Here is a 13270-nt window from a genome sequence, read left to right on the forward strand (position 1 = left end):
ATAAAAAAGGCACTGAGCGAGGATCTCAGTGCCTTTTAGAGGAAGGCGCAAGGTTTTTATTAAAGCCTTACTGAAGAGGCGAATGGCAGTTCAAAGAGTCTGACTGACCAACGCTCAATACAGGATTCTCAGCAATCGCAGTAAGCACTGAGGGGCTTCTTGCCAATTGAAGTTCAAAAGTTTGACCTTCAAATTTTGTCAGATTCTGATCTACTGTACCTGAATCTACAGCCTTGATTTCACCGTTAATAAGAATAACCAATTGCAAGCCAGCGTGCTCATCGTTGATGCCCAATACAGTCAATGAAGAGTCCACATTTGGAAGACTCTCACATTGGAAGATCAAGCTTTCATCCTGCGCCATTGCGAAGTTAGAAGTTAGTACCATCGCTGCTGTTGCGATCATCATTTTAAGTTTCATGTTGTTTCCTTTTGTTAAGGGGTTGTTGTTTTTCCTGAAACCCTTGTATCGACCTTCCGATTAAGAATCCAGTTTTTTTGACACAAAGTGTGTCAACCCCTGACACAGGCAAAACCTACATTTCGCTTAGTTTCTGACAAACTGACAAGGAACTCCATCCTTGCCATAAAGCAAGATTTTAGAGGTCTTCACAAACTGAAGAAGCTTGCGATCCTCTTTCCAAATACCGAATTCTCCAATCGAAGACTGAACTACGATCGTATTGTTCTTTATAACGATACGGAGCTTCTCTGTGCCTGGAAAATGGGGACGATCATAGGTCTCTGTACGGCTAACAAAGATCTGCTCTTGGCCTGCCGTAGGAATTCCATTTTCATTTCCATTCCCAATAAAAAGAAGATTTATGACTTTGTTTTGGGCATCTACGTCTAAATCCAAGTGAGAGTATCTCGCTGTGCAAAACGCAGAATCCGAAGAAACAGCATATTTGCCAGAACTTCCGACGAAGCGAGACAAGTTATCAGACGCGGCGTATGCAACTGTACTGCTGACGAAAAAAAGACCTAGAACCATAAAGCGAATTTTAGCGACTCTTGATGTTTTCATAGTTTTACACCTTTCTTAGTTTTTCTTTAACTTATTTTAATTTTGGATGTGCAAAGTGAAGGCGACGGTCACAACCGTAACTAACAACAGCGTGATCCAAAACGATCTCACCGATTTTTTTCCAACCAGACTTTGCAGATCGATCTTTGGTCGTATCTGATACTTCAATGGCGTAAGTGATCTTTTTATTTTCCTGCATCGCCGTCAAAACTTCATGACGGAAGTCTTTTTCATTGTTTCTTTGAACGCTTTTATCTACCGAAAGGCGAAGCCATTTTGGTTGTTTCACAGCGCCAGGCTCAGACAAAGCGGCCACTTGGGTCAGAGGTCTGAACATTGGATTCTCATCCACTTTCTTAAGGACCGAAGCGATCTTGAAGGCAAAGCTAATTAGCCCCAAGCTAAAACCAGATTCAGGTTCATTGGTCGTGCGCGCATCAAGCACATGGGGTGTATCCTCACCCATTAAAACATCGACGGTAAAGAAGTTTCCGGTCTTCACCACTTCATGTGCGTTCATTGTCGGAAAGACTTTACCAGCGACACCGAAGCCACGGTCGTCTTTTGAAGTTGTTTTATCCATCGCAACTGAAATTCTTCCTACAAAAAGACCTTGAGAGCCTTTTGCGAAGTAACCACTATAAGGAGTGTTCTCTTGGATTTTCCACTCGCCAGTTACGCACACGCCATTTGGATGAAGCTTTTTCGGAAGACGATCATAATAATCAAACCGTTCACTCAAGGTACGAACTGCATCACGTTCCAGCGTCGTGCCCGAGCCCTGAAACACTGACAGCATATTCATAGGATACTGAGGAAGACGAGTCGCATAGACCTCTTTCTCGTACCTTGCACCTTCACTGCTTGGAGTGAAATCATGATCCTCGAGGACTTGAAGGACTTCCGCGAAACTCGAGCCTTTGTATTCTAAGGCCTCCGCCTGCGCGAATGCTGATGTTGTAGATAAAACCAAACCTAATAGGACGAATGTTGCTTTCATAGTTTCTCCCTTGACGGAAGGAAGGTACCCACATAGGGTGCAAAATCATAAGGGATACTAGAAAGTACCCAAAAAAGGACCTAAAATGCCTAAAAAGAAGCCCCAAACGCATACCCGGGAAGAGTTCAAAATCCTTATCCAACGCCTGAAACACCTCTTACGGGAACGGGGAATCTCTTATAAAGAACTCGCTAAAAAGATGCAGATGTCTGAGTCCGGCGTAAAGAAGATCTTTTCGGCTGATGACTGCTCTTTCCAGAAGCTCGTTGAGATCACTAAAATCCTCGGCATTACTCTGTCTGATCTGTTTCAGGAAATTGAACGCGAAGAAATGACTTCGGTTTCTTTTACCCCCGAGGAACAAGCACTTTTTCTTAAGAACAAAGACCTCTTTCACTTTTTCGTAAAGCTTGTCATTGAGCGCTCCTCTGTCGAGGAGATCAAAAAAGAATCGAAGCTGACCGAGGCTCAAGCTTTTAAGTACCTACGCACCCTCGATGAAGCAGGTCTGATCACCCTGTTGCCCGAGAATAAGATTCAGATCCCGCCGATTTCTTTGGTCAGTAACTTTGGCAGTGGTCCCCTCTTAGAAAAGACCTACAATACCTGGGGACATCGTATCGTCGATGAACTTGCCCACCCTAGAAATCAAGAATCCGGGCAGTTCATCATTCGCTGTTTAAAAATGAAAGACGAAACCTACCAAGACTTCCTTCTCCAGCTGAGGGAGCTTGAAAGGGAAATGGCCAAACGCGCTTTACGAGAGATGGCGTTCTCGACCGCGAATTTAAAGCTAACCCGCTGGGTTTCTATGACCAGCCATGGAAGCTTTATCCCAGGTCCGCTCAACCAATTAGACTAGGGATTTTGAAGACTTCGGAGACAAACAGGAAGAAAATTCAAGTGTTTCAAATTCTGACACACTTTGTTTCAAAAAATTGGAAATCCTGAAGTCCTTAGAGTATCTTTCAGACCCATGGAAGTGCTTCGCGATAAAAGACGCCGTATAACAGCCCCTAATTTCAGAAGTCTCTTGCAAGAGACTCTGGTTGAGCGTTGTCGTCATAATCCGAATTATTCACTCAGATCTTTCGCCCGTTCCTTGCAAGTAGAGCCCTCAGCACTTTCGCAAATGATCAATGGCAAGCGTCCAATTACCGAAAAGATGAAATTGCGCTTAGGCTCTGCATTGGGCCTAAGCGTAGAACAACTTCATAAACTGCCGACCTCTGAAGACATGACAGCGGTTCGCGCAGCCCCTGAATTTCAGCAAATGACTTTAGATTCGTTCGCGGTGATTTCTGACTGGTATCACTACGCTATTTTGGAGCTTACCTATATTGACGGATTTAAGTCCGATGCCGCTTGGATCAGCCAACGTTTAGGCATCACAAAGTCTGAAGCTAATATCGCTATTGAGCGTTTACTGCGTTTAGGACTTCTTAAGCAGGACACTAAGGGTCGCTGGATTGATGCTTCTGAAAATGGCGAGCTCTCGCACCTAACGCCGGAAGCGACTTCCGATGCTGCTCGCAAATATCAAGTTCAGCTTCTTGAAATCTCTAAACGTGCGGTCCAAGAAATCCCGTTAGCAAAACGCAATCACACTTCTGCAACGATGTGCTTTGACCCCGAAGACTTGGCTGTTGCTGTTGAGGCAATCACGAAATTCCGTCGCGGTTTTGCCCGTGACTTTCAACCTAAAAAAGCAAAAGACGTTTACCAACTTCAAATCAGTTTCTTCCCTCTGACAAAACTAAAGGAGAATTTATGAAAACCCTCTTCAGTTTCTCTGTCCTTACATTAACTTTGATCAGCTCTCTTTCTTTCGCCCGTGAATTTGAAGGCGTCAAAGAAGGCGGCGGAGATGATTCTAGAATCTTTGAATGCCAGACCCTTCCAGTTGTGGATTCTGACCTATCATTCACGGGTCTGGATCAAGGCACTGGCAATGAAATCGCTCTGAGCATTGCGATCGACGGTATTGAAATCGCTAGAGAAATCGGCACTTGGGATCCAGAGACAAAAACTTACACCAGCAGCGGGTTTAAAATTAAAACTACGCGCAAAGGCAAAGTCACAGCAACCGGCGAAAACTACCTGTACAACGTCGGAAGTTCTGAAGCCCTTTCGTGCACCCGTTTCTAATCAAAAAAAAACTTGCCTGGCCCCTCAGGGGCGAATTAATCTTCGCCCCATGTTGTTAAATAAGATCCTTCTCCGTAATACAGCCCGAGCATGGGGCCTTCAGGCCTCTTATCTTGTCAATAATCACACTCCTATTTGGGCGCCAGAGAAGTCTCTTATTAAAGTCCTCTCGGATTTAACGCAAACTCCGATTCAATCAGATGCAGACTTAAAACAATTGCTCGAAAAACGCCGCGCGAAATATATCGAAGACGGTGTCGTAAAATCTGTGGTCTGTTGGGGAGGACGCCCCCAAACGCTGACACTTTATTTTGCAAAAGGCCAAAAGCTGATGAATTTATCGGCAGAAATCCGTTTGGAAGATGGAAGTTTGCAGGAACTGCCCTTACAGGTCATTTCTGAGTTGTCCATGAAAACCCACGAGCGCCTTCAGGTACGTTGGGAAAAAACTCTTCCGCTTGGCTATCATCAACTCACGATTAAAAGTAACACGCGCACTCTGACAACCCTGATCATTTCTGCTCCAGAAAAATTAGAAACAGCTCCTGAACTTCGTAACTCTTGGGGGGCCTTCGTTCCTCTCTACGCACTTCGTACGGGCCAGGAATGGGGCATTGGTTCCCTTAAAGAAATGAAACAAGCGCTCGAGACATGTGCTGAGTACGGCGCTCAGTGGTTGGGAACTTTACCGTTGCTTGCGGTAAATTTGGATCCTGTGGATTGTGATCCAAGCCCCTACTCCGCTCTGACTCGTCTTTTTTGGAATGAAATCTTTTTGGATGTGGACGCATTGATTGAAAAATACAATCACGCCGAGGCCCGTGCTCTTGTGAAGGCCCCCGATTTCCAAAAGCAGTTGACTCAGCTTCGCGAAAGCACTCATGTCGACTACCACCGCGTTTACAAACTGAAGAAACAAGCTTTAAAGCTTCTTTCAGAAAGTTTCTTTACTCATAGCCTTCACACTAAGTCTGCGTATTTGAATTTTGTCGCTGATAATAGCGAGATCGATGCTTATGCGAAATTCCGTTCAAGCGACCTTTCAGAGCAAAACTTCCATCGCTTTGTGCAGTTTGAAATGAACGAGTCTTTGCGCGAACTTTCTGAAACTCTACCGCAAGGTTTGTACTTGGACTTCCCGGTCGGCGTAAATGACGCTGGTTTTGACTTCCGTGAATTCAAACCTGTGTTCTTTAAAGAAGTTTCTGTGGGAGCTCCACCTGAGGAAGTTTTCCAACAAGGCCAAGACTGGGGATTCCCGGCCTTCAATCCTTTCACGCATCAAGCAGAAGGCTATCAGTACTTACGCAAAAGTCTTCGCAATCACCTCAAATACTGCAAGATCTTACGTATGGACCACGTCATGGGACTTTATCGTGTCTTCACAATCCCTAAGGGCTGGACCGCCCATGATGGCATTTATATGCGTTTTCCAAAAGAAGACCTGTTTGCGATTTCAATGCTGGAAGCCTCTAAAGCAAAAGCGGATATCGTGGGTGAAAATCTGGGAACCGTCCCTGCAGCTGTGGATGAACTTATTCACAAAAGAAACATCAACGGTATGTGGGTTCTGCAATTAGAGTCCTGGAGAAAACCGACCGAGGCTTTTGATCGTGTTCCACCAAATGCTATGATTAGCTTCAACAATCATGATCTGCCAATGTGGGCCAGCTTCATGAAGGGCACGGATCTAGATCTTGTGTGTAAGTTAAATATTCTCAAAGATGAATCACGTGTGAAATTCCAAGGGGAAAGAAAAAGTCAAATCGCCGCTTGGAATGACTACACGGCTCCTGAGAATATCACCGTGAAACTTCACGAGAACTTGGCAAAGTCTAAAGGTAAGTACTTTGTCGCAACCATCGAAGACTTCTGGAACGAAGAGGCTCCGCAAAATATTCCCGGCACCTGGAAGGAATACCCGAACTGGCGCCGTAAATACTCTTTGCCGATCTCGCAATGGACTGAAAACAAACAGGCCAAAGCAATCTTCGATGTTCTGAAAAAACATCGCGGCCTTAAGGCCTAGGTCTTTAGAACCAGGCCTCGAATTGATAACCGAAACTCATTCCTGCGTTTTTATCCGCAAAGCTTGGTGCTTTGTTATCAACGTAGGTTTTATTTGAGTCTGTCCAGAACGAATAAGCCACAAACGCGCGCATCACGGGTCTTACCCAAATGCTTTTAGATAAAGACAACTGCGGTGCTAAACTCACGCGTCCCAATTCACGTGCGCCAATAGGGTTTCCAAGACCATCGACTTCCGCGTCGTTTTTGTATCTTGAATAACCTGTTTCAAACACCCACTGAAAACGATCCGAGACAAAATAAATCGGGCGAATACCAATGGCTTGCCACTCACGATGTTTCAGCGTGTCTGTGCCATTGTCGCCAATCTCGCCAGCCAATGCAAAAAGAACCGCCCAGCGTGCGCTTACTTCTTTTTGCCAGTCTTCAACTACACGAATGGTCCATGCTCTATTTTGACTGTCATTCGTCTCTGGCAAAGCACTGTTCGCATAGATATTAAAATCCTTCATCGTCCCTTTACCGTACATCAGAGAAAGATTGTTATTGCCCGTCGCTAAAGGTCCTGAAACACGCGCTGACAAAGAATAGCCATCTGTTTTTACGTATTCATTAACTCCCTCAGTACTTCTTGGAGCCCATGCATACACGCCCCATAGATAAAGAAGCTGATCACGGACCGGAAGGGTTTTCCAACGCAAATCAATCGCTTGCAAAACAGGTTTTCCAACAGACGAACTGACGGTGTCATTCGCTTGAATAAGGTGCGCGAGGGAAAACTTTCCAGAACCAAGAGGAATGTTCTCGACACCGGCGCCCACCCCACTCATATCCGCAAAATAATACCAATCAAAAATATAGAGATCGACGTCACGATAAAAACGTTTTCCGATCCAGAAGTCTCCGGCGACTTCGCTAAACCCGCCGGCTGTTACGAAGGCTTCGATCTGACTCATGTCACGGTCTGCCGCACGTTCCCATTGACGCGTCCCTCTGGAATCTGTCGTTATGCGCATTTGTGTTCGGAAATATGCGCCGTCATTTTCGTCGGCTTTTTTATTGCTGAAAACAATAGCAAGTTCTGAATAAAATCCGCACTCGTTTCCTAAACGCAAGAAATTACCCGGAATTCCTTCGTTGTTAAAACACTCTTCCTGTCCGCCTTGCAGGTTTAATCCTGTTCCACCTCGAAGATAGCCGGTGAAATCACCCTCTAACGCAAAACTAGAGGCGCTCGTTCCAATAAGAATCCACAAAAGTGCAACAACTCGCTTCATACTTTTTCACCCTGCCCCTTGAAAAAGATATGGAATATTCATAAAGTCCCCCGCTGACTACTGTTTACGCGAAAAGTCTTGTTACATTTATGATCCGCGAGGGGGACCTTCTGCGCTGTTTACGCAGTTTCATTTTTATTTTTGTTTTGCAGAGCTTTGCTGTACAGGCAGCGGATTTGCGTGCGCAGTGGCTGAACTCTGGACAAATTCTCTATAAACTCTCGCCAGGCGTCTACGTTAACAATCAATCCCAGTTTTCTCTGGTTGATGGTGCACAGTCCGTAAAAACAGGATCTGTGATTCCACTTCCTATTCTGTCCGTCAGAAACAATGAAGTTCTTCTCGACACTTCGGCGCTTTCGAAAAATAAAATTGATACGCTTTTGTCTTTGGCACTGAAAGTTGTTCTAACAACGAGCTCTCGTCAGATTGTGGATTCCTCGGCGCTGCAATATGCAGGAATTCTGGATGAGTTGTACTATTACGACGGACACGACCTTGGCGGCAGCTGTGATGTTTCTAAGTGTGGATTAAAACTTTGGGCACCAACAGCACAACGTGTACGCGTTTTCCTGTTTCCTGATACTGCGACCGCTTTAGATCAGGCCCAAATCCTCAATCTTCAACACTCTGACAACGGCACTTGGTCACTCGACCTTCCGCTGAGCTTTAAAGAGTTCTACTACTTGTATGAAGTTCAAGTTTATCAGCCCTCTACGGATCGCATTGAAACTCAATTAGTAGTAGATCCCTACAGCAAGAGCCTCAGTGTTAATTCGACGCTTTCTCAGCTTGTGGACCTTCAAGGTAACGCGTTTATGCCGGCAGGCTGGCAAAATATGCGAAAGCCAAACTTAAGCACTCTGAAAGAGTCTGTTCTTTACGAACTCCACATTCGCGATTTCAGTGTTGAGGACGATTCTATCCCAGCCGATTTGCGCGGAACCTATTTGGCGTTTACACAAAAAAACTCGCGCGGTATGCGCCATCTAAAATCACTTGCCGATGCGGGACTTACACATATTCATCTTTTGCCATTTAATGACTTTGGCAGTGTCAATGAAGACAAATCTTTGTGGGAAAATTACCAGAGCGAATCCCTCAATCTGCAAGAACCACAAAGTGTTCTGGGCGGAATTCGCCATAGCGATCCGTTTAACTGGGGCTATGATCCCGTTTTGTACATGGTTCCTGAAGGCAGTTACGCGATTCGTGCAGAAGGTGCCGAGCGCGCACTCGAAGTGCGCTCGATGGTTCAGGCCTTGAACCAAACAGGCCTTCGTGTCGTTCAAGATGTGGTCTTTAATCATACTTACGAGAATGCCTCTCACCCACTGTCGGTCTTCGATAAAATCGTTCCCGGGTATTACTATCGCCTAAATGATCTGGGCCAGTATCAAAAGTCTTCTTGTTGTTATGACACCGCCAGCGAACATCGCATGATGGAAAAGCTGATGATCGATAGTCTTGTCCACTGGGCGAAGACTTACAAACTAGACGGCTTCCGTTTTGACCTGATGTCTTTTCATTCCCGCACAACGATGGAAAAAATCCGTCAGACTTTAAGATCTCTGACGCTAGCTAAAGACGGCGTAGATGGCTCGAAATTGCTCTTGTATGGTGAAGGCTGGAGCTTTGGCTCTTTCTTCGGGAAAGCTCCGACCGAGTCTATGACCCTTGAAAACTCTTACGGCACTGACTATGGATTCTTTAACGATCGCCTGCGCGATGCCGTTCGTGGTGGCACAACAAACTCTGTTGAAAAATCGGACCAAGGGTTTGCGACGGGACTTTTCTTTGATTTCAACAAAGAGCCCGCAAATCGTAATACACCGACAAACCTTGATGATCAAAAGTACAAACTTCTGCATTTAGGCGATGTCATCAAAGCAGGTCTTGCAGGAAATCTGCGTGACTACCTTTTCAAAGAACAATGGGGATCGATGGTTCGCGCCGGAGATCTGCGTTTCCGCAACTCACCGGTCGCAGTTGCTTCTCAAGCCCTTGAGACCATCAACTATGTTTCGGCTCACGATGGTTATGGCCTTTGGGATGCCGTTCAAGCAAAAGCTCCGTTTTATACCTCTGGCAGAACTCCTTCCTTGGCTAGCCTTGAAGATCGTCAACGCATGCATCATCTGGCACTCGCAATTCCTCTGTTGGGGCAAGGGATTCCTTTTGTCGAATCTGGGACTGAGCTTTTAAGATCTAAAAATGGCGATCAAGACAGTTATGACTCGGGCGATTTCTTCAATCGCATCGATTGGAGTGGCACGACGAACCATTGGGGCGAGGGCCTACCGCCTGCTTGGAAAAATATCGATGACTGGTCTTTCTGGCAGCCGCGTCTTTTAGAACCTGCACTTCGTGCGACTCCGTCTGCAATCGCAAAAACCAATGAGTACTTCAAAGCTCTTTTACGTCTTCGCAAAAGCTCGGCGCTATTCCATTTAAATAGTTTGAATGAAATCTCGCACCAAGTGTCCTTTATCGACAATGATCACCAGGCGATGCCTGGACTCATCGCCATGCATTTGCAAAATACACAAGAAGCACTTCTTGTGTTCTTCAATGCTTCCCGCGAAGCGCGTGATTTTGCACACCCGCTCTTACAGCAAAACTGGGCTCTTCATCCGCTCTTTGATGAGAAAATCGACCCCGCTTTGTCAGAAGTGAATTTGATTTCTGGTAAAATCACTCTTCCTGGCCGTAGCACTGTGGTCTTAAAGCTTCGTCCGTCTATGAAGAGGCCACGATGATTACTTTCCTTAAGTCATGGCTTGTTCTTGCGATGCTGGTGATCGGCAGCTCGTCCCTGGCCGCTGAAAAGATGCGTATTCAAATCTGGCATCAGATGATCTATAGCCACCGCCAGGTTTTGACGGAGGCCATTCAGAACTTCGAAAAAGAAAATCCTGACATCACAATTCAAGCGACCTATCGTGAAACCGAAGAGTTGCGCTCAAGCTACCAAGCAGCAGCTATGGGTGGCAGTGGTCCTGAATTGGTTTTTGGACCGAGCGATCAAATCGGTCCTTTTGCTACTATGGGAATCATCCGCCCCCTGAATGAGGTTTACAAATCCGAACATTTCGCACAATACGACTCTTTGGCCACTCCTCTTTATAAAGGCTACAACTACATGATTGGCTCGATGGCTGGAAATCATCTGACGTTGATCTATAATAAGAAACTCGTCAGTGCTCCGCCAAAAAGCTCAGCTGAACTCATCGAGATGGGAAAAAAACTGACTATCGATGAAAACGGCGATGGCAAAATCGATCGCTATGGTTTGGTGTTCAATTATACCGAGCCTTTCTTTATCGCCCCGTTTATTCCGGCTTTTGGCGAACCCTTCATGAAAAATGGCATCGAGCCGCAGCTAAATACCGAGGCCGTTCGCAAAACCTTCCAATACATTTTAGATCTTCGCGACAAACATAAAGTCATTCCTAAAGAATGCGACTATGAAACGGCGAACGCACTTTTCAAGCAAGGCAAAGCCGCGATGATTATCAACGGCGACTGGTCTTGGGGTGACTATAAAGAAATCAAAATGGATTTTGGTATTACCGCGATTCCTATGATTTCCGAAACAGAGCGCTGGCCAAGTCCTTTAGTGGGAACTGCGGGATACTCATTAAACGTCAATGTTACAGATCCAGAACGGCTAGCAGCCACCCTGAAAGTATTGAACTACCTGACCTCAGAAAAAACTCAGTTGCTGTTTACCGAGCGTGTCGGAACTCTGCCTTCTTTATTGTCTTTACGTGAACATCCGATCGTGAAAACAAATCCGCTTTTGCAAATGTCTTCTGAGATTATGAAAATAGGAACACCGATGCCGGTCGTGCCAGAAATTCGCGCGGTTTGGGACAGCCTTCGTGTTCAATACCAAAAGATTTTGGCAAATTCGATCACACCAGCAGAAGCAGCAGCTCAAGCGCAAATCACAGCCGAAGCTCAGATCAAAGACATGAACGATGTCGTAAAGCCTGACGCCACACTTTGGGTGATTCAGCTGATCGCACTTTTAGGTGTGCTGTGGATGGTATGGGTTTTCCGTGGTGCTGCTGTTGCTTTTGTAAAAGGATTCTGGGGACCACAGCGTTTTGTGTATTTCATGATGCTTCCGGCGTTCTTAGGGATCTTTGCCGTCGTCATCTATCCATTCTTCTACAATATTGCGATTTCGCTTTCTAACTTTGGCCTACGCACTTTCCAAGACTGGTCCTTGATTGGACTTCACCACTATGTGGTGTCCCTGACCGATCCAAAGTTTTATTCTTTGTTTTTAAAAACTCTGATCTGGACTCTGGCCAATGTGTTTTTTCATGTCACGATTGGTGTGTTTCTAGCGGTCATCATCAATCAAGTTCTACCGGCAAAAGCCTTCTGGCGGACGCTCTTTATTATTCCTTGGGCAGTTCCTCAGTACATCACGGCGCTGACTTGGCGTGGGATGTTCAACCAAGAATACGGGCCGATTAACTTATTCTTGCAACAATACCTGCATCTATCCCCAGTTCAGTGGCTGAGCCAACCGTTCACCGCCTTTGCCGCATGTATTGTAACCAACGTCTGGTTGGGGTTCCCATTCATGATGATCGTGGCTTTGGGTGGTTTGCAATCCATTCCGCATTCTCTCTACGAGGCTGCATACCTCGATAAAGCAAATGCGTGGCAGAGGTTCCGCCATATTACGTTGCCACTTTTAATGCCGGTGATGGTGCCAGCGGCACTTTTGGGATGTATCTGGACTTTCAACAATCTAAATATCGTTTGGCTTGTCTCCAATGCCGGAGAGCCCGGAGATCAAACTCACATTCTTGTCAGTTATGTCTATAAAGCAGCCTTTAACCTTTATCGCTATGGTTATGCGGCTTCCGTATCTATGTTGATTTTCTTGATTCTGATTGTGTGGAGCTTAAGTTCTTTACGCGCGCAATTTAAGAAGGAGCAAAAGTCATGATTAAAAAACTCTTGGCTTGGACAAGCATCCTTTTGTTTGTGGCGTTTTCAATTTATCCGATGCTCTACGTCTTGGGCGTGTCTTTACGTGGCGACAATGCCTTTCAATCGCAGTCACTAGAAATCATTACAGCGACCTCGACAGTACAAAACTTTGTCGACCTCTTCACTAAAACAGATTTCCTGGTCTGGCTGAAAAACTCTTTAGTCATTTCAGTTCTAACAACTATTTTAGGCGTGGCCTTCGCTGCAACAAGTGCCTATGCCCTTTCCCGATTTCAGTTCCGTGGCAGAAATATGATGTTGTTTTCACTGCTAGCGACACAGATGTTTCCGCCGACGATGTTGATCCTGCCGTTTTATATTATTCTATCGAAGCTACAGCTAATTGATAACTTCTTGGGCCTCCTTTTGATTTACTCTTCAACAGCTCTGCCATTCTGTGTGTGGCAGATGAAAGCTTACTACGACACCATTCCCAAAGAACTTGAAGAGGCCGCTGTTTTAGACGGCTGTTCCCGCTGGCTGACGTTCTATAAAATCATTTTGCCAGTTTCAGCACCGGCACTTGTTATCACGGCATTATTTAGTTTTATGGCAAGCTGGAGCGAATACGTCGTTGCCGCTGTCGTCTTACAAGATCCGCAACTATACACACTGCCTTTGGGCTTACGTTCGTTCCAAGCAAGCATGGCCACTCAGTGGGGCTTGTATGCAGCGGGTGCTTTGATCGTCAGCATTCCAGTCTTAATTTTATTTATGAGTATTTCACGTTATCTAGTTTCCGGTCTGACTATCGGAAGTGTGAAAGGATAATGA

Annotated in this window: 11 protein-coding genes; 7 read left to right on the plus strand and 4 right to left on the minus strand. The window is 45.6% G+C overall.

All coding sequences use genetic code 11. The features are described 5' to 3' along the window. Positions 1-67: 67 nt before the first annotated feature. The 3 genes from ACLWBB_RS11715 to ACLWBB_RS11725 form a co-directional block, all read right to left on the minus strand. On the minus strand, positions 68-421 hold the full coding sequence (locus tag ACLWBB_RS11715; RefSeq protein WP_413287701.1) for a hypothetical protein: 354 nt from the start codon (positions 419-421) through the stop codon (positions 68-70). 126 nt (positions 422-547) lie between these two features. After that, positions 548-1027 carry a hypothetical protein gene (locus tag ACLWBB_RS11720; RefSeq protein WP_413287702.1) on the minus strand — a complete coding sequence of 160 codons (480 nt, stop codon included), beginning with the start codon at positions 1025-1027 and terminating at the stop codon, positions 548-550. Positions 1028-1058: 31 nt separating this feature from the next. Beyond that, the gene (locus ACLWBB_RS11725; RefSeq protein WP_413287703.1) at positions 1059-2027 is read right to left on the minus strand and encodes a hypothetical protein; all 969 of its coding nucleotides are present in this window, start codon (positions 2025-2027) and stop codon (positions 1059-1061) included. Positions 2028-2112: 85 nt separating this feature from the next. On the opposite strand from ACLWBB_RS11725, the gene ACLWBB_RS11730 reads away from it, so the two are divergent. From ACLWBB_RS11730 to ACLWBB_RS11745, 4 genes are all read left to right on the plus strand, one after another. Continuing rightward, the gene (locus ACLWBB_RS11730) at positions 2113-2889 is read left to right on the plus strand and encodes a helix-turn-helix domain-containing protein (RefSeq protein WP_413287704.1); all 777 of its coding nucleotides are present in this window, start codon (positions 2113-2115) and stop codon (positions 2887-2889) included. A gap of 63 nt (positions 2890-2952) precedes the next feature. After that, complete coding sequence (locus ACLWBB_RS11735; RefSeq protein WP_413287705.1) at positions 2953-3801, plus strand: TIGR02147 family protein; 849 nt, start codon at positions 2953-2955, stop codon at positions 3799-3801. Beyond that, positions 3798-4175, plus strand: coding sequence for a hypothetical protein (locus tag ACLWBB_RS11740; RefSeq protein WP_413287706.1), 378 nt, complete (start codon positions 3798-3800; stop codon positions 4173-4175). The genes ACLWBB_RS11735 and ACLWBB_RS11740 overlap by 4 nt, the downstream gene beginning before the upstream one ends. 49 nt (positions 4176-4224) lie before the next feature. Then, a complete protein-coding gene (locus ACLWBB_RS11745; RefSeq protein ID WP_413287707.1) occupies positions 4225-6204 on the plus strand; it encodes a 4-alpha-glucanotransferase in 1980 nt (659 codons plus the stop codon). Positions 6205-6208: 4 nt separating this feature from the next. Here ACLWBB_RS11745 and ACLWBB_RS11750 read toward each other — a convergent pair whose 3' ends face one another. Continuing rightward, complete coding sequence (locus tag ACLWBB_RS11750) at positions 6209-7480, minus strand: carbohydrate porin (protein WP_413287708.1); 1272 nt, start codon at positions 7478-7480, stop codon at positions 6209-6211. Between the two features lie 89 nt (positions 7481-7569). Here ACLWBB_RS11750 and ACLWBB_RS11755 point away from each other — a divergent pair, with 89 nt between their 5' ends. From ACLWBB_RS11755 to ACLWBB_RS11765, 3 genes are read left to right on the plus strand one after another with little or no spacing between them, the layout of a single operon-like run. After that, complete coding sequence (locus ACLWBB_RS11755; protein WP_413287709.1) at positions 7570-10239, plus strand: alpha-1,6-glucosidase domain-containing protein; 2670 nt, start codon at positions 7570-7572, stop codon at positions 10237-10239. Then, the gene (locus ACLWBB_RS11760) at positions 10236-12452 is read left to right on the plus strand and encodes an extracellular solute-binding protein (protein WP_413287710.1); all 2217 of its coding nucleotides are present in this window, start codon (positions 10236-10238) and stop codon (positions 12450-12452) included. Before ACLWBB_RS11755 ends, ACLWBB_RS11760 begins: the two co-directional genes overlap by 4 nt. After that, a complete protein-coding gene (locus ACLWBB_RS11765) occupies positions 12449-13267 on the plus strand; it encodes a sugar ABC transporter permease (protein ID WP_413287711.1) in 819 nt (272 codons plus the stop codon). Before ACLWBB_RS11760 ends, ACLWBB_RS11765 begins: the two co-directional genes overlap by 4 nt. Positions 13268-13270 lie beyond the last annotated feature (3 nt).

This window comes from Bdellovibrio sp. HCB337 (assembly GCF_047302465.1).
Classification (GTDB): domain Bacteria; phylum Bdellovibrionota; class Bdellovibrionia; order Bdellovibrionales; family Bdellovibrionaceae; genus JACMRP01.